The 16,261-nt window shown below is 54.7% G+C and carries 19 protein-coding genes, 1 tRNA gene and 2 rRNA genes; 10 read left to right on the forward strand and 12 right to left on the reverse strand.

Going from position 1 to position 16,261, the window contains the following annotated elements; translation table 11 throughout:
* Window positions 1–6 precede the first annotated feature (6 nt).
* Window positions 7–537: a lipocalin family protein gene (locus NUX24_RS09320; protein ID WP_045888999.1), complete on the forward strand. Its 531-nt coding sequence runs from the start codon at window positions 7–9 to the stop codon at window positions 535–537.
* Here the strand turns inward: NUX24_RS09320 and sugE are convergent.
* On the reverse strand, window positions 534–851 hold the full coding sequence (gene sugE, locus NUX24_RS09325; RefSeq protein WP_006178944.1) for a quaternary ammonium compound efflux SMR transporter SugE: 318 nt from the start codon (window positions 849–851) through the stop codon (window positions 534–536). The genes NUX24_RS09320 and sugE overlap by 4 nt on opposite strands.
* A gap of 261 nt (window positions 852–1,112) precedes the next feature.
* On the opposite strand from sugE, the gene NUX24_RS09330 reads away from it, so the two are divergent.
* Window positions 1,113–1,712 carry a LuxR C-terminal-related transcriptional regulator gene (locus NUX24_RS09330; protein ID WP_126328986.1) on the forward strand — a complete coding sequence of 200 codons (600 nt, stop codon included), beginning with the start codon at window positions 1,113–1,115 and terminating at the stop codon, window positions 1,710–1,712.
* Between the two features lie 36 nt (window positions 1,713–1,748).
* Here NUX24_RS09330 and ecnB read toward each other — a convergent pair whose 3' ends face one another.
* From ecnB to efp, 3 genes are all read right to left on the reverse strand, one after another.
* Window positions 1,749–1,895, reverse strand: a complete 147-nt coding sequence (gene ecnB / locus NUX24_RS09335) for a lipoprotein toxin entericidin B (protein ID WP_003025482.1) — start codon at window positions 1,893–1,895, stop codon at window positions 1,749–1,751.
* Window positions 1,896–2,003: 108 nt separating this feature from the next.
* Window positions 2,004–2,135, reverse strand: a complete 132-nt coding sequence (locus NUX24_RS09340) for an entericidin A/B family lipoprotein (protein ID WP_024907352.1) — start codon at window positions 2,133–2,135, stop codon at window positions 2,004–2,006.
* A gap of 58 nt (window positions 2,136–2,193) precedes the next feature.
* Window positions 2,194–2,760 (reverse strand): elongation factor P, encoded by a 567-nt coding sequence (gene efp, locus NUX24_RS09345; protein WP_010427766.1) that lies wholly within the window; start codon window positions 2,758–2,760, stop codon window positions 2,194–2,196.
* 40 nt (window positions 2,761–2,800) lie between these two features.
* Here efp and epmB point away from each other — a divergent pair, with 40 nt between their 5' ends.
* The gene (gene epmB / locus NUX24_RS09350) at window positions 2,801–3,829 is read left to right on the forward strand and encodes an EF-P beta-lysylation protein EpmB (protein ID WP_257831133.1); all 1,029 of its coding nucleotides are present in this window, start codon (window positions 2,801–2,803) and stop codon (window positions 3,827–3,829) included.
* A gap of 47 nt (window positions 3,830–3,876) precedes the next feature.
* On the opposite strand, the gene NUX24_RS09355 is transcribed toward epmB, so the two are convergent.
* From NUX24_RS09355 to NUX24_RS09365, 3 genes are all read right to left on the reverse strand, one after another.
* Entirely contained in the window at window positions 3,877–4,230 is a 354-nt protein-coding gene (locus NUX24_RS09355) for a DUF4156 domain-containing protein (protein ID WP_023310115.1), read from the reverse strand.
* Window positions 4,231–4,364: 134 nt separating this feature from the next.
* A complete protein-coding gene (groL, locus tag NUX24_RS09360; protein ID WP_257831135.1) occupies window positions 4,365–6,008 on the reverse strand; it encodes a chaperonin GroEL in 1,644 nt (547 codons plus the stop codon).
* A gap of 31 nt (window positions 6,009–6,039) precedes the next feature.
* Window positions 6,040–6,333, reverse strand: coding sequence for a co-chaperone GroES (locus NUX24_RS09365; RefSeq protein ID WP_003855929.1), 294 nt, complete (start codon window positions 6,331–6,333; stop codon window positions 6,040–6,042).
* 179 nt (window positions 6,334–6,512) lie between these two features.
* Here NUX24_RS09365 and yjeH point away from each other — a divergent pair, with 179 nt between their 5' ends.
* The gene (gene yjeH, locus NUX24_RS09370; RefSeq protein ID WP_257831137.1) at window positions 6,513–7,763 is read left to right on the forward strand and encodes an L-methionine/branched-chain amino acid transporter; all 1,251 of its coding nucleotides are present in this window, start codon (window positions 6,513–6,515) and stop codon (window positions 7,761–7,763) included.
* Between the two features lie 24 nt (window positions 7,764–7,787).
* Here yjeH and NUX24_RS09375 read toward each other — a convergent pair whose 3' ends face one another.
* Window positions 7,788–8,252, reverse strand: a complete 465-nt coding sequence (locus tag NUX24_RS09375; RefSeq protein ID WP_023616652.1) for an FxsA family protein — start codon at window positions 8,250–8,252, stop codon at window positions 7,788–7,790.
* A 335-nt stretch (window positions 8,253–8,587) separates the two neighbouring features.
* Between NUX24_RS09375 and aspA the strand changes: the two genes are divergently transcribed.
* The 5 genes from aspA to NUX24_RS09400 all read left to right on the forward strand — a co-directional run bounded on the left by aspA (window position 8,588) and on the right by NUX24_RS09400 (window position 14,170).
* Window positions 8,588–10,024: an aspartate ammonia-lyase gene (aspA, locus tag NUX24_RS09380; protein ID WP_003855923.1), complete on the forward strand. Its 1,437-nt coding sequence runs from the start codon at window positions 8,588–8,590 to the stop codon at window positions 10,022–10,024.
* Window positions 10,025–10,139: 115 nt separating this feature from the next.
* On the forward strand, window positions 10,140–11,441 hold the full coding sequence (locus tag NUX24_RS09385) for an anaerobic C4-dicarboxylate transporter (RefSeq protein WP_257831140.1): 1,302 nt from the start codon (window positions 10,140–10,142) through the stop codon (window positions 11,439–11,441).
* Between the two features lie 113 nt (window positions 11,442–11,554).
* Window positions 11,555–11,878 carry a divalent cation tolerance protein CutA gene (gene cutA / locus NUX24_RS09390; RefSeq protein ID WP_014168278.1) on the forward strand — a complete coding sequence of 108 codons (324 nt, stop codon included), beginning with the start codon at window positions 11,555–11,557 and terminating at the stop codon, window positions 11,876–11,878.
* Window positions 11,854–13,545, forward strand: a complete 1,692-nt coding sequence (locus tag NUX24_RS09395; protein WP_257831142.1) for a protein-disulfide reductase DsbD — start codon at window positions 11,854–11,856, stop codon at window positions 13,543–13,545. The genes cutA and NUX24_RS09395 overlap by 25 nt, the downstream gene beginning before the upstream one ends.
* A gap of 49 nt (window positions 13,546–13,594) precedes the next feature.
* Window positions 13,595–14,170: a transcriptional regulator gene (locus NUX24_RS09400; protein ID WP_032643754.1), complete on the forward strand. Its 576-nt coding sequence runs from the start codon at window positions 13,595–13,597 to the stop codon at window positions 14,168–14,170.
* Here NUX24_RS09400 and NUX24_RS09405 read toward each other — a convergent pair.
* Together NUX24_RS09405 and NUX24_RS09410 are read right to left on the reverse strand one after the other, a co-directional pair.
* Window positions 14,167–14,757: a LysE family translocator gene (locus NUX24_RS09405; RefSeq protein ID WP_257831146.1), complete on the reverse strand. Its 591-nt coding sequence runs from the start codon at window positions 14,755–14,757 to the stop codon at window positions 14,167–14,169. The two genes, NUX24_RS09400 and NUX24_RS09405, sit on opposite strands and share 4 nt — an antisense overlap.
* Before the next feature lie 36 nt (window positions 14,758–14,793).
* A complete protein-coding gene (locus tag NUX24_RS09410; protein ID WP_257831148.1) occupies window positions 14,794–15,309 on the reverse strand; it encodes an AraC family ligand binding domain-containing protein in 516 nt (171 codons plus the stop codon).
* Between the two features lie 169 nt (window positions 15,310–15,478).
* On the opposite strand from NUX24_RS09410, the gene NUX24_RS09415 reads away from it, so the two are divergent.
* Window positions 15,479–15,554: transfer RNA gene (locus NUX24_RS09415), tRNA-Phe, on the forward strand.
* 226 nt (window positions 15,555–15,780) lie between these two features.
* Here NUX24_RS09415 and rrf read toward each other — a convergent pair.
* A 5S ribosomal RNA gene (gene rrf, locus NUX24_RS09420) occupies window positions 15,781–15,896 on the reverse strand.
* A 68-nt stretch (window positions 15,897–15,964) separates the two neighbouring features.
* Window positions 15,965–16,261: ribosomal RNA gene (locus tag NUX24_RS09425) — 23S ribosomal RNA — on the reverse strand; the annotation flags it as partial.

Below are 16,261 nucleotides of genomic sequence, written 5' to 3' on the forward strand. Positions count from 1 at the left end.
ACTCCTATGCGCATTCTGCCTGTTATCGCCGCGGTGACAGCCGCGTTTTTAGTGGTTGCCTGCAGTTCCCCTACCCCACCTCCTGGCGTTACCGTCGTCACGCCTTTTGATGCACAACGCTTCCTTGGAACATGGTATGAAATCGCGCGCCTCGACCATCGGTTTGAGCAGGGCCTGGAGAAGGTCACTGCGAATTACAGCCCGATGGATGATGGCGGTATTCAGGTGATCAACCGGGGCTATAATCCCGATCGGGAGATGTGGCAGCAGTCGATTGGGAAAGCATACTTCACGGGCGACCCGCGACGGGCCGCGCTCAAAGTCTCTTTCTTCGGCCCGTTTTATGGCGGCTATAACGTGATCGCGCTAGACAGAGAGTACCGTCACGCGCTGGTCTGCGGGCCGGATCGCGACTATCTGTGGATACTTTCCCGCACGCCAACTATCTCGTCAGAAATGAAACAGCAGATGCTGGACGTCGCGACCCGGCAAGGGTTTGATGTGTCAAAACTTATCTGGGTAAAACAGCCCCATTAATGGGTGCTGAGCTTAAGCCCAATGATACCGGCCACAATCAAGGCGAGGCTGGCGATACGCGCCAGACTCGCTGACTCTCCCAGCAGCAGAATGCCGGTGATGGCGGCCCCAACCGCACCAATGCCCGTCCAGACGGCATAAGCTGTTCCCACAGGCAGCGAGCGCATTGCCCAGGATAACAGAACAATACTCACGATCATCGCGGTGACGGTTATGACGCTGGGCGTCAGGCGGGTAAATCCGTGGGTGTACTTGAGACCAATTGCCCATACCACTTCGAGCAGGCCAGCAATAAAAAGAATGATCCAGGACATTTCAGGCTCCTTAACTTAATTCAAGCTGGGGCCGTCCCCGGTGAAAGAAACGCTTACGGGTCGTCCCGTAAGGCAGAGATTACGCCCCATATTGTGGTTAGCGTGCTATTTTTTTTCAATCATTTTTTGCTGAACACGTTAAGGCAAGAAATAGCCGCAGTATGGCGCGTAGTTCCGGCATTTAGCACTCATCCGACTTCTCTATGATGATGTGCTTTCTGATGGCAGGAAGCCAAACCACTAGCCGACTGCGAATAAAATATGTTCAAAATTCTTTTGATTGACCGTTGTCACTTCACCCGCACGGGGTTTGAAGCATGGCTCAATCATTCCGGTTTGTTCCCGGGACACTACGTTGTGACGGGTCTAAATAATCTGTTCCTTGCCAGGGAGCACATTCTGCAATGGAAACCCACGCTGGTTATCGCCGACCTGTACGGCTTCAGGCAGGATATTCATCATTTTCAGCAGCTCTCGTCGTTGCTGAGCGCCAGTGAACGATTACCGTTTATTTTGCTGCAATCGGGAGAGGACCGCGGCATGACCGACTGGCTCGGACAGTTCCCGGTGTGGTCGTCGCTGTTGAAAAACGCCAGTCTCGAAAAAGTGGCAACGACTATCAACGACGCATTAAACTCGCGCGCCAGCGCTGAAAGGACAACGGCAGCCGCCCCCTTGCTGACCCGACAGGAAGAGAAAGTGCTGACATTGTGGATGGACGGGGCAAGCAATCAAAAAATTGCCGCTCACCTGAGTATCAACGGCAAAACGGTGTATACCTATAAACGCAATATCCGCATGAAATTGCATATGGATACGCGTTTTTCTCCGTTCTTATCCCTGCAGGAATCAGAAAGCTGACGGTACGAAACCCGCTGGTCTCGTACCGTATGTTAATTACTGCTGAGCTTTGGTTGCCGCACCAGAGATTGCGCTACCACCTTCAGAAATATCCTGACCGACGCCACGCGTGGTATTACAGGCAGTTAACACTGAAGAAAGTACCAGGACTGAAAAGATCGCTGCAATTGTTTTCTTAACCATAATATCTTCCTTTTATAGCCAAAGTTGTTTTGTGTATAGCAACTTAAGGATAGACAAGATCCCGCCGGTTGACGGAAAAGGAAGCATTTTTAGGAAAATTAGACGAACTTAGCTGGCGGCGTGAGAAATGATATGACCGAGATCCTGGATATCTTGTCCCATCCCACGGGTGGTGTTACAGCCGGAAAGCAATGCACTGGAAAGCGCTAACAGAAGCAGAATTTTAACGGTACGTTTCATCATCCCTGCCTGCAAAAATCAGGCGCAGCGGGCGCTGCGCCTTCAATCATGACGTAAATTACTTCACGCGGGATACGTATTCGCCGGAGCGGGTATCCACTTTGATCACTTCGCCAGTCTGTACGAACAGTGGAACTTTAACCACTGCGCCGGTAGACAGTTTGGCTGGTTTACCGCCGGTACCTGCAGTATCACCTTTCAGACCTGGATCGGTTTCAACGATTTCCAGTTCAACGAAGTTTGGTGGGGTCACAGCGATAGGCTGGCCGTTCCACAGGGTCACGATGCACTCAGCCTGATCCAGCAGCCATTTAGCGCTATCACCTACCGCTTTCTCATCAGCAGACAGCTGTTCGAAAGTGGAGTTGTTCATGAAATGATAGAACTCACCGTCGTTGTACAGATAGGTCAGGTTCATATCAACAACATCAGCGCCTTCAGCGGAGTCAGTAGATTTGAAGGTTTTCTCAACACGGGTACCGGTCAGCAGACGGCGCAGCTTAACGCGTGCGAATGCCTGGCCTTTACCTGGTTTAACGAATTCGCTGGCTTCAACCGCGTACGGTTCGCCGTCCATCATGATTTTAAGACCAGCACGAAAATCGTTGCTATAGTACGTTGCCATAAGGCCCTCTAAATTTGTTAACTGGTAGCTAAGCCACAAAATGGCGCATATTGTAACCCTAAACACCCCGTCCAGAGAAGATTGGTTATCGCAACTTGCCGATGTAATCACCAGTCCTGATGAATTGCTGCGTCTTTTAGACCTCGATAAGCACCCAGAGTTGCTTGCAGGCCGCGAGGCAAAGCGCCTTTTCGCCCTGCGCGTTCCCCGTGCGTTTGTGGCGCGAATGGAGAAAGGCAACCCCAACGATCCGCTTTTAAAACAAACGCTTACCTTGCAGGATGAGTTTGTCACCGCGCCGGGATACAGCACCGATCCGCTGGAAGAGCAGAACAGCGTGGTGCCGGGTTTACTGCACAAGTATCTCAACCGCGCCCTGCTGCTGGTAAAAGGCGGCTGCGCGGTAAATTGTCGTTATTGCTTCCGTCGGCACTTCCCGTATGCCGAAAACCAGGGCAATAAACGCAACTGGCAGGTCGCGCTGGACTATATCGCCGCCCATCCGGAGCTGGATGAGATTATTTTTTCCGGCGGTGACCCACTGATGGCAAAAGATCATGAGCTCGACTGGCTGCTGACTCAGCTTGAAGCCATCCCGCACGTTAAGCGCCTGCGTATTCACAGCCGTTTACCGATTGTCATTCCGGCACGTATCACCGACGGACTGGTGTCACGCCTGGAGCAGTCAAGATTGCAGGTGCTGCTGGTGAACCATATTAACCACGCGAATGAAATTGACGATGATTTTCGCGCGGCGATGGCGCGTCTGCGTAAAGCGGGCGTGACGCTGCTGAACCAGAGCGTGCTGCTGCGCGGCGTGAACGACAGCGCCCGCGTGCTGGCTGACCTGAGCAATGCCCTGTTTGATGCGGGCGTGATGCCCTATTACCTGCACGTGCTGGATCGCGTTCAGGGCGCGGCCCATTTCATGGTGACGGATGAAGAAGCCCGGCAGATTATGCGCGAACTGTTAACGCTGGTTTCAGGCTATATGGTGCCGAAGCTGGCACGCGAGATTGGCGGAGAGCCAAGCAAGACGCCGCTGGATTTGCAGCTGCGGCAGCGCTAGTTTCCGCTCACCCTAACCCTCTCCCACAGGGAGAGGGAAAAAGGCAATCAGTTCGGGCACTTGTAGACCTGGCCGTTCATCTGGCTGGCGGTCGGCACGAAGCTGGACAGCATACTCTGCGTTGGGCTGCTCACGCCGTAAATCACGTTTCCGCCCATTGCCGCAGCCTGGTTACGCAGGGCATTCGCCGCACCGCGCATCGAGCCACCTTCTTCGCCATGCTGACCTGACATCCAGTTACTTTGTTCACCGGTCGCCGTGCCTAACAGCTGGCATTCACTGCCAGGCTTATCTTCCACAAAGCGAACGCCCTGGCCCGCTGCCGACAGCTCATTGCTGGAGCTACAACCCGCCAGCAGCAATGCTGCCCCTACAATCCCTGCACAGACTTTTACGCGCATGTTATTCCTCGTTTTCAATAAGCTGGACAGTAGTTGTCCGTGTGTAAATCTTATACCTAAAAGATGACCAAAAGAAAAACCCCCGAGCATCTCTGCCCGGGGGTTTTTCACATTCTACGACGTAGAGCGCACGATTACATCATGCCGCCCATACCGCCCATGCCGCCCATGCCAGCAGCACCTAAGTCTGGTGCATCGCTTTTAGGCATATCGGTGACCATGCACTCGGTGGTGATCATCAGGCCAGCAACAGATGCCGCGTACTGCAGAGCAGAACGGGTTACTTTCGTTGGATCCAGGATACCGAAGTCGATCATGTTGCCGTATTCTTCAGTTGCCGCGTTGTAACCGTAGTTACCTTCGCCCGCTTTCACGTTGTTCGCAACCACAGATGGCTCTTCACCGGCGTTAGAAACGATCTGACGCAGAGGGGCTTCCATTGCGCGCAGCGCAACTTTGATACCCACGTTCTGATCTTCGTTCTGTGCGGTCAGGCCTGCCAGCTTAGCGGCAACACGCACCAGCGCAACACCACCACCAGCAACCACGCCTTCTTCTACCGCAGCACGGGTCGCGTGCAGGGCATCGTCAACGCGTGCTTTTTTCTCTTTCATTTCAACTTCAGTCGCTGCACCGACTTTGATTACCGCAACGCCGCCAGCCAGTTTCGCTACGCGCTCCTGCAGTTTTTCACGGTCGTAATCGGAGGTCGCTTCTTCGATCTGCTTACGGATCTGACCCACGCGACCCTGAATAGCGGCTTCTTCACCCACACCGTCGATGATGGTGGTGGTGTCTTTGTTGATCACAACGCGTTTCGCCTGGCCCAGGTCTTCCAGGGTCGCTTTTTCCAGCTCCATACCGATCTCTTCAGAGATTACGGTACCGCCGGTCAGGGTAGCGATATCCTGCAGCATCGCTTTACGGCGATCGCCGAAGCCAGGTGCTTTAACCGCAGCCACTTTCACGATGCCGCGCATGGTGTTTACCACCAGGGTCGCCAGCGCTTCGCCTTCAACGTCTTCAGCGATGATAACCAGAGGCTTGCCTGCTTTCGCAACGGCTTCCAGCACTGGCAGCATTTCGCGGATGTTGGAGATTTTCTTGTCAGCCAGCAGGATGAACGGGCTTTCCAGCTCAACAGCACCCGTTTCTGGCTTGTTGATGAAGTATGGGGACAGGTAGCCGCGGTCGAACTGCATACCTTCAACCACGTCCAGTTCGTCTTCCAGACCAGTACCGTCTTCAACGGTGATCACGCCTTCTTTACCGACTTTGTCCATCGCTTCAGCGATCAGTTTACCTACGGTTTCGTCGGAGTTAGCGGAGATAGTACCAACCTGAGCAATGGCTTTAGAGTCAGAGCACGGTACGGACAGCGCTTTCAGCTCTTCAACAGCGGAGGCGACAGCTTTGTCGATACCACGTTTCAGATCCATTGGGTTCATGCCCGCAGCAACGGCTTTCAGACCTTCGGTGATGATTGCCTGCGCCAGTACGGTCGCGGTGGTGGTACCGTCGCCTGCAGCGTCGTTCGCTTTAGAGGCAACTTCTTTCACCATCTGCGCGCCCATGTTTTCGAACTTGTCTTCCAGCTCAATTTCACGTGCTACAGAAACACCATCTTTGGTGATGGTTGGCGCGCCGAAGGATTTATCCAGCACTACGTTGCGGCCTTTCGGGCCCAGAGTCACTTTAACTGCATCTGCCAGTACGTTTACGCCGCGGAGCATTTTTACACGAGCGTCGTTACCGAATTTTACGTCTTTAGCTGCCATGTTCTTATTTCCTCAAATTCTCGTGCGTAAATTACGCTTCAACAATTGCCAGAATGTCGCTCTCGGACATGATCAACACTTCTTCATTGTCGATCTTCTCGGATTTCACGCCGTAGCCATCGTTGAAAATTACGATGTCACCAACTTTAACGTCCAGTGGCTGCACAGTTCCGTTTTCCAGGATGCGGCCCTTACCGACAGCGATGATTTCGCCACGCGTTGATTTGGCTGCTGCAGAACCGGTCAGAACGATGCCGCCAGCAGACTTGGTTTCAACTTCTTTACGTTTGACGATCACACGATCATGTAACGGACGAATACTCATTGATAGCTCTCCTTTGAGAAAGTCATTATCAGTTATGGATGACGCCGGCCCGCATGCGGTTTTCCGACTAGTGCCCTGAGAGATGGGGATAGCTTTTTCCCCCTTCAAGGGGGAGTCGAAAAAAAAATTTGCGAAAGTGTTACCATCGCCTCTCTTTTGGTACTGGCAGGGCGATGTGAATGAGTGGACTCAAGCAGGAGCTGGGGCTGGCGCAGGGCGTCGGACTGCTCTCAACCTCCTTGTTAGGTACGGGCGTGTTTGCCGTACCCGCACTGGCGGCGCTGGTGGCTGGAAATAACAGCCTGTGGGCGTGGCCAGCGCTGATTGTATTGGTTTTCCCGATAGCCATTGTGTTTGCCATCCTGGGGCGGCATTTCCCCAGCGCGGGCGGCGTGGCGCACTTTGTCGGACTGGCCTTTGGCCCGCGGCTGCAGCGTGTTACCGGCTGGCTGTTTCTCTCCGTCATTCCGGTTGGCCTTCCTGCGGCGTTGCATATTGCGACCGGCTTTGGTCAGGCGCTGTTTGGCTGGCACAACGAGCAGTTATTGCTGGCCGAACTGGGTACGCTGGCGATCGTCTGGTGGGTAGGCTCTCGCGGCGCCAGCTCCAGCGCCAACCTGCAGACGCTGGTTGCGGTGCTGATTGTCGCGCTAGTTGCCGCTATCTGGTGGGCGGGCGATATCACAATCAAGGAAATTCCCTTCCCGGCGCTGACCGACGTCGACCATTCCCAGCTTTTCGCCGCGCTCTCCGTCATGTTCTGGTGTTTTGTGGGTCTGGAAGCCTTTGCCCATCTGGCCTCTGAATTTAAGCAGCCTGAACGCGATTTCCCCCGCGCGCTGATGATAGGCCTGCTGCTGGCAGGTACGGTCTATTGGGCATGTACCGTGCTTGTGTTGCACTTCAACGCGTTCGGAGCGGATCTTGCCGCCGCGGCATCGCTGCCGGGTATCGTGGTGGAACTGTTCGGCGTGAAGGCGCTATGGATCGCCTGCGTCATTGGCTATCTGGCCTGTTTTGCCAGCCTCAATATTTATATCCAGAGCTTTGCCCGGCTGGTGTGGTCGCAGGCGCTCGACAAACCTGAGAATCGCCTCGCGCGCCTGTCTAAACGCCAGCTTCCTCTGAATGCCCTGAATGCCGTACTGGGCTGCTGCGTGGTGAGCACGCTCTGTATTTACGCACTGAAGATTAATCTGGACGCGCTCATCGTCTACGCCAACGGCATTTTCATCATGATCTACCTGCTGTGCATGCTGGCGGGATGTCGTTTGCTGAAAGGTCGCTATAAAGCTCTGGCGGTCGTCGGGGGCGTGCTTTGCCTGCTGCTGCTGGCGATGGTGGGATGGAGAAGTGTGTACGCGATTGTCATGCTGGCAGGGCTGTGGGTGTTTTTGCCGAAGCGCAGTGCGGTACCGGAAGCCCGGTAAGCGAAGCGCCACCGGGCAATAAAATCACCGATCGTCTTTATGGTCTAAACGATCGTGCTGTTCATCCTTACGCTGATACTCCCCTTCAAAGGTATCGCCCGGCCCGGTGCTGAACCCGCCGCCCGGCATACGGCTAAAGCGCAGATGCGGCAGCAGCTTCATGGTCAGGTGTTTTTGCACCGGCGGCAGAAGCAGCAGCAGGCCAAGGAAGTCGGTGAAGAACCCCGGCAGGATCAGCAGCAGCCCCGCAATAATCAACGACACGCTTTTGATCATCTCTTCCGCCGGGCTTTCCCCTGCGGCCATCTTCTGCTGCATTATCAGGAAATTTTTGAAACCCTGATTACGCACCAGCGACATGCCGATGACGGAGGTGAAAATCACCAGAATCAGCGTCAGCAGGACGCCCAGCACATGGGCAACCTGGATGAAAATGGAAATCTCAATGTAAACATAGAGAAAGAAAGCAATAAAAGGTATCCAGCGCACTGGCATCTCCTGTGTGGCAGAGGCCATCGGGCCCCTGTCTGAATGTGTTCGCGACGCGCGTTTATATGAGATGGTGACGGTTAGCGAAAATTCAATCAGTTTGCACGGATATTTTTTTTGGAAATTATAAAGCGGTGACCCATTTCACAGATTAATAATTATCATGGAATCGGCTCGATAATAAGTGATCCAGCTTACGGCAATTCGCTATCATCAGCATATGATCTCGAGCATCTGGCTGATTGAGGGAATAATCGTCGGCCAGAAAATATTCAAAACCACATAAATACTGTGTGTTTAGTACAATCCATCGGCAGCTTGAAAAGAAGGTTCACATGTTAAACAACATTCGTATCGAAGAAGACTTGTTGGGTACCAGGGAAGTTCCAGCGGATGCCTACTACGGTGTCCACACTCTGAGAGCGATTGAAAACTTCTACATCAGCAACAGCAAAATCAGCGACATCCCTGAGTTTGTCCGTGGCATGGTGATGGTGAAGAAAGCCGCAGCACTGGCTAACAAAGAGCTGCAAACCATTCCTAAAAGCGCGGCAAATGCGATTATCGCAGCCTGCGATGAAGTGCTGAACAACGGCAAATGCATGGACCAGTTCCCGGTTGACGTCTATCAGGGCGGCGCGGGCACCTCCGTCAACATGAATACCAACGAAGTACTGGCAAACATTGGCCTGGAGTTGATGGGTCACCAGAAAGGTGAATACCAGTACCTGAACCCGAACGACCACGTAAACAAATGCCAGTCTACCAACGACGCCTACCCTACCGGCTTCCGTATCGCGGTGTATGCCTCCGTGGTGAAACTGGTGGATGCGATCAACCAGCTGGGTGATGGCTTCCAGCGTAAAGCGGTTGAGTTCCAGGACATCCTGAAAATGGGTCGTACCCAGCTGCAGGACGCGGTGCCGATGACGCTCGGCCAGGAATTCCATGCGTTTAACGTACTGCTGAACGAAGAGACCAAAAACCTGCTGCGCACCTCCGAGCTGCTGCTTGAAGTGAACCTGGGCGCCACCGCCATCGGTACCCGTCTGAACACCCCGGATGGCTATCAGCAGCTGGCGGTACAGAAGCTGGCTGAAGTCTCTAACCTGCCGGTTGTGCCTGCAGAAGACCTGATTGAAGCCACCTCCGACTGCGGCGCCTACGTCATGGTACACAGCGCCCTGAAACGTCTGGCGGTGAAACTGTCCAAAATCTGTAACGACCTGCGCCTGCTCTCTTCCGGTCCGCGCGCTGGCCTGAATGAAATCAACCTGCCAGAACTGCAGGCCGGTTCATCCATCATGCCAGCCAAGGTGAACCCGGTGGTGCCAGAAGTGGTGAACCAGGTTTGCTTCAAAGTCATCGGTAACGATACGACCGTGACCATGGCCTCTGAAGCGGGTCAGCTGCAGCTGAACGTGATGGAGCCGGTGATTGGCCAGGCGATGTTTGAATCTATCCACATTCTGACCAACGCCTGCTACAACCTGCTGGAAAAATGCATTAACGGCATCACGGCGAATAAAGAAGTCTGTGAGGGTTATGTCTATAACTCCATCGGGATCGTCACCTACCTCAACCCGTTCATCGGTCACCACAACGGTGATATCGTCGGTAAGATTTGCGCCGAAACCGGTAAGAGCGTGCGCGAAGTGGTGCTGGAGCGCGGGCTGTTGACCGAAGCCGAGCTGGACGATATCTTCTCGGCCCAGAACCTGATGCACCCGGCATATAAAGCGAAACGATATACCGATGAAAGCGAACAGTAACCGTTCTGGCTAGGCTTCTTAAGGCACGTCACTTGTGACGTGCCTTTTTTCTTTTTAGGCGTTACCTAAATACAACAATTCAATATCAACTTGTTAATAAGCAAGGCAGGTCCTTATGTTTGGAGCAGAACTCGTCATCGTCTTGTTGGCGATTTATTTGGGAGCAAGACTCGGGGGTATCGGCATCGGTTTTGCTGGCGGTCTCGGGGTGCTCGTTCTTACCCTTATCTTTCAGATTAAACCCGGCGCAATCCCGTTTGACGTTATCGAAATCATCATGGCAGTTATTGCCGCTATCGCCGCCATGCAGGTGGCAGGCGGTATGGACTACCTGGTAAGCCTGGCGGAGCGTATGCTGCGCCGCCATCCAAAGTACATTACCTTCCTTGCCCCGCTGGTGACCTGGTTTATGACCATTCTCGCCGGTACGGGCCACACCGCCTTCTCTACGCTGCCGGTGATTACCGAAGTGGCGAAAGAGCAGGGTATCCGTCCGTCTCGTCCGCTCTCTATTGCCGTCGTCGCGTCCCAGATTGCGATTACCGCCTCGCCGATTTCCGCTGCGGTGGTCTTCTTCGCCGGTATTCTGGAGCCGATGGGCGTGAGCTACCTGACGCTGCTGGCGATCTGTATCCCGGTGACGCTGCTTGCGGTGATGATCACCGCCGTGCTGTGCAACTTCCTCGGCGCTGAACTGAAAGACGATCCGGTTTATCAGGAGCGTCTGGCCAAGGGTGAAGTGAGACTGCGCGGTAGCCAGGTCTTCGAGCTGAAGCCGCACGCAAAACGTTCCGTGCTGCTATTCCTGATCGGTATTGTCGCGGTGATGTTCTATGCGACCGCCATCAGCGACACCGTGGGCCTGATCCAGAACCCGGTCCTGCCGCGTAACGAAGCGATTGTGGTGTTTATGCTGACCATCGCGACGCTGATTAGCATCACCTGTAAAATTGACACCAGCGAAGTGCTGAACGCCAGCACCTTTAAATCCGGTATGAGCGCCTGCGTGTGCGTCCTCGGGGTAGCCTGGCTTGGTGATACCTTCGTGAAAGCGCACATCAGCGACATTCAGACCGTAGCCGGCGACCTGCTGCACAACTATCCGTGGCTGCTGGCGGTGGTGCTGTTTTTTGCCGCTACCCTGCTTTACTCCCAGGCGGCGACCACCAAAGCGCTAATGCCTGCGGCACTGATGCTGGGCGTGACGCCACTGACGGCGATTGCCTCTTTCGCAGCGGTTTCTGCCCTGTTCGTTCTGCCAACCTATCCAACCCTGCTGGCTGCGGTGGAGATGGACGACACTGGCTCAACCCGTATCGGTAAGTATGTGTTTAACCACGCGTTCCTGATCCCGGGCGTGGTCGCCATTTCACTTTGCGTAATCCTCGGCTTTATCATTGGCGGCGTGGTGCTGTAAACGGTGAGTGGTTGTAAAAATAGTTAAAATCGGGCCGCTCTGCGGCCCGTTTCATTAATGACCAACCGCCTTGCGTGGTATAGTGAAGCCTTTCGTGATGAGGAGGTCGACTTGTGAACACGCCTGATGCTGTTGTCGTACTGTGTACCGCCCCTGATGAAGCCTCTGCCCAGGATCTCGCCGCTAAAGTGCTGGCCGAAAAACTGGCTGCCTGCGTGACGCTCCTCCCCGGTGCCACTTCCCTGTATTACTGGGAAGGCAAGCTGGAGCAAGAGTACGAAGTCCAGATGTTGCTCAAAACCAATCTGGCGAATCAGCAGGCTCTCCTGGACTGCCTCAAATCTCATCATCCTTACCAAACTCCGGAACTGCTGGTGCTGCCAGTGGTCCACGGCGATAACGACTATCTCTCATGGCTCAACGCTTCCTTACGCTGATCCTGCTGCTGTGCAGCACGTCAGCTTTTGCCGGGTTGTTTGACGCGCCCGGCCGTTCGAACTTTATTCCTGCCGACCAGGCGTTTGTTTTCGATTTTCAGCAGAACCAGCACGATCTGACGCTCACCTGGCAGGTGAAAGAGGGCTATTACCTCTATCGCAAGCAGGTGAGCATTACTCCTGCCCAGGCAAAAGTGGGCGCATTACGGTTGCCCGCTGGCGAGTGGCACGAGGACGAGTTCTACGGCAAGAGTGAAATCTACCGCCAGCGCTTAAACGTGCCTGTGACGGTGAATCAGGCCGATAAAGGCGCGACGCTGACGGTGACGTATCAGGGATGTGCGGATGCAGGTTTCTGCTATCCGCCGGAAACGAAAGTCGTGCCGCTTAGCGAAGTGAAAGCGACTGCTGCTGTAACTCCGGTCCCTGCGGTTGAGAAAACCAACGACAGCGCTGACCTTCCGTTCTCAGCGCTGTGGGCGTTACTGATTGGTATAGGCATTGCCTTTACCCCTTGTGTGTTGCCAATGTACCCGCTTATCTCCGGGATTGTGCTGGGCGGCAAACAGCGTCTATCTACCGCCCGCGCGCTGCTGCTGGCCTTTATATACGTGCAGGGAATGGCGCTAACCTACACGGCGCTCGGCCTCGTGGTTGCCGCTGCCGGGTTACAGTTCCAGGCAGCACTCCAGCACCCTTATGTTCTCATTGGCCTGTCAGCGGTGTTTATCCTGTTGGCGCTGTCAATGTTTGGCCTGTTCACGCTACAGCTGCCCTCCTCGCTGCAAACACGCTTAACGCTGATGAGCAACCGTCAGCAGGGCGGCTCCGCAGGCGGCGTGTTCGCGATGGGTGCCATCGCCGGGCTTATATGCTCTCCCTGCACCACCGCGCCGCTGAGCGCCATCCTGCTCTATATCGCCCAGAGCGGCAATATGTGGCTCGGCGGCGGAACGTTGTACCTCTACGCGCTGGGCATGGGCCTGCCGCTAATTCTGGTCACGGTTTTCGGCAATCGACTTCTGCCGAAGAGCGGCCCGTGGATGGAGACGGTGAAAACCGCATTTGGTTTTGTCATCCTCGCGCTGCCGGTGTTCCTCCTTGAGCGTATCATCGGCGACGCCTGGGGTCTGCGCCTGTGGGCGATGCTCGGCGTAGCGTTCTTTGCCTGGGCGTTTATCGTCAGCCTGTGGGCGAAGAAGCCATGGATGCGCCTGGTGCAAATCCTGCTGCTGGCTGCCGCGCTGGTGAGCGTACGCCCTCTGCAGGACTGGGCGTTCGGCACACCGGTGGGTCAGATGCAAGCGCATCTGAACTTCACCCAGATTAAAAACGTGGATGAACTTAACAGCGCCCTGGCAGAGGCGAAAGGCAAACCGGTGATGCTCGATCTCTATGCCGACTGGTGTGTCGCCTGCAAAGAGTTTGAAAAATATACTTTTAGCGATCCACAGGTGCAAAGCGCCCTGAAAGAGACCGTTTTGCTCCAGGCGAACGTGACCGCCAATAATGCGCAGGATAAGGCTCTGCTGAAGCAGCTTAACGTGCTCGGGCTGCCAACCATTCTGTTCTTCAATCAACAGGGCCAGGAGCAGCCAGAACAGCGTGTAACCGGGTTTATGGATGCAGCGGCATTTAGCGCGCATTTGCGCAATCGCCAACCGTAAACAACACTTTAAACGGGACAAACCGTTGGGAATAGCGGAGGAGATAACCGTGCAACGTGAAGACGTACTGGGACAAGCCCTGCAATTACTTGAGATTCAAGGGATCGCCAGCACCACGCTTGAGATGGTAGCCGACCGTATCGATTATCCTCTGGATGAACTTAAGCGCTTCTGGCCGGATAAAGAGGCGCTACTCTATGATGCCCTGCGCTATCTCAGCCAGCAGGTTGATATCTGGCGCAGACAGCTGATGCTGAATGAAGAACTGACCGCGGAGCAAAAACTGCTGGCGCGCTATACCGCGCTGACCGAATGCGTCAGCAACAACCGCTACCCGGGTTGTCTGTTCATCGCCGCCTGCACTTATTTTCCCGACCCAGGCCATCCTATCCATCAACTGGCGGATCAGCAAAAACGGGCGGCGCATGACTTCACCCACGAATTGCTGACCACGCTGGAAGTCGATGACCCGGCGATGGTGGCGAAGCAGATGGAACTGGTGCTGGAAGGTTGCCTCAGCCGCATGCTAGTGAACCGTAGCCAGGCCGATGTGGATACGGCGCACCGCCTGGCGGAAGATATTCTGCGCTTTGCCCAATGCAGAATGGGTGGAGCACTGACCTAAGCCAGGATGCCCGCCCAGGAAGAGACGAGAAGACACAGCGCCATCAGGCGCTGAAACCGCACCATCGCCACGGTGGTGCGAAATATTCGGTTCACCGCTTTACCCAACCACGCCCAGCACATCAAACAGGCTATTGAGATCAGCAGAAACCATAGCGACATTAGCGCAATATCCCGCAATGCATGGTCGCCAGCTGGGGCAAACAGGCTGACGACGGCCAGCGCCATCATCCAGGTTTTGGGGTTCACGATCTGCAGCAGCGCCGCCGCCCGAGCGGTGAATCGGATACGGTTCTCAGCGGCGAGACGGACAGCCGGGGCGCGAAACAGCTGCCAGCTCATCCAGCTTAGCCACAGCACGCCTGCCCAGCTCATTATCTGACGTATCAGAGGATACTGACGCAGCACTTCCCCCGCGCCCGCGCCTGATACCAGCACAATCGCACTGGCCGCGATACATCCGCCCAGAATAGCAGGTACGGTATTTTTTACGCCAAAGTGCTGGCTGTTCGTCAGCACGAGAATATTGGTCGGCCCCGGCGTAATGGAGGCGACAAATGTGAACAACAGAAAGGGTATCAAACTCACGGGTGGCTCCTTTTTATTAGAGCCATGAATGTGCCGTTATTTTTTGGAAACGTCTGGAAGGTTTGTGCACAACCGGCGGTAGTGTGCGGGAGAGATACGGTAAGCACGCTGAAACCATCGCCCCAGATGGCTTTGATCGGCAAAACCCACTGCGGCAGCCACATCAACGGGCTGGTCACCGCGCACCAGCTGCGGCTCCCGCGTCAGCGTTTGGGCAAAGTGGGGTGAATAACTCCCAGGAGTAGATTCGTAAAGTCCTTGTAGCGCACGGGTAAGCCAGCGCTCATCAAGATAGAAGGTCGAATAGGTAAAGCCGCCCTCTACAGGCGCGTCACCGTCGTGGATCTCGCCAGGCTCGAGGAGAAATGCGTCGCCCGGCTGGCTACGATGACGCTCACGGCGGCAGTTAAACTGCTGCGTGCCGGAGAGGGTTATCCCTACCAGATAGCTATCGTGCCAGTGCGGATCAAAGGCATGCCCTTCGAAATGCGCTTTAATCGTCTCAATACCCGTATCTGCATGCTGACGCAGTTCAAGCCAGTCATTTGCCATACTGTCCTCCTCTTGCTATCAGCATTGCCGTATGACACTGGTTCTGTCTGGAAGATTTGTGCATTTTCACGGCGAAAGCGGACAGATTGCCGCAAACTTAAGCAGTTGAACAGCTTTTCCCGAAATAATGTTGACGATCGGGCGTGATTGCGGTTTAATGCGCTCCGTTGCCCGGATAGCTCAGTCGGTAGAGCAGGGGATTGAAAATCCCCGTGTCCTTGGTTCGATTCCGAGTCCGGGCACCACTATTCAAAGAACCCAGCCTATGGCTGGGTTTTTGCTTTTCTGCGTTTATAAATCCCTTCTTTGTATTCTTGTTTCTCTTTGTCGTGGGATCGTGCGGTCTGCGTTGCCGGATGGCGGCTTTGCCTTATCCGGCCTACTAAAACGCAAGCGCAGCGCCATCGGGCTTTTCTGCGCGCACAAAGCAAAAAACCCCGTACCTTACGGTACGGGGTTCTTCTGATTGATGCCTGGCAGTTCCCTACTCTCACATGGGGAGACCCCACACTACCATCGGCGCTACGGCGTTTCACTTCTGAGTTCGGCATGGGGTCAGGTGGGACCACCGCGCTAAAGCCGCCAGGCAAATTCTGTTAATCTGTATCAGGCTGAAAATCGTGTCGTCTCTTCGCCAAAACACCTTCGGCGTTGTAAGGTTAAGCCTCACGGTTCATTAGTATCGGTTAGCTCAACGCATCGCTGCGCTTACACACCCGACCTATCAACGTCGTAGTCTTCAACGTTCCTTCAGGACCCTTAAAGGGTCAGGGAGAACTCATCTCGGGGCAAGTTTCGTGCTTAGATGCTTTCAGCACTTATCTTTTCCGCATTTAGCTACCGGGCAGTGCCATTGGCATGACAACCCGAACACCAGTGATGCGTCCACTCCGGTCCTCTCGTACTAGGAGCAGCCCCCCTCAATTCTCCAGCGCCCACGGCAGATAGGGAC

The organism is Enterobacter sp. HG048, assembly GCF_024702055.1.
GTDB classification, from domain to species: domain Bacteria; phylum Pseudomonadota; class Gammaproteobacteria; order Enterobacterales; family Enterobacteriaceae; genus Enterobacter; species Enterobacter dykesii.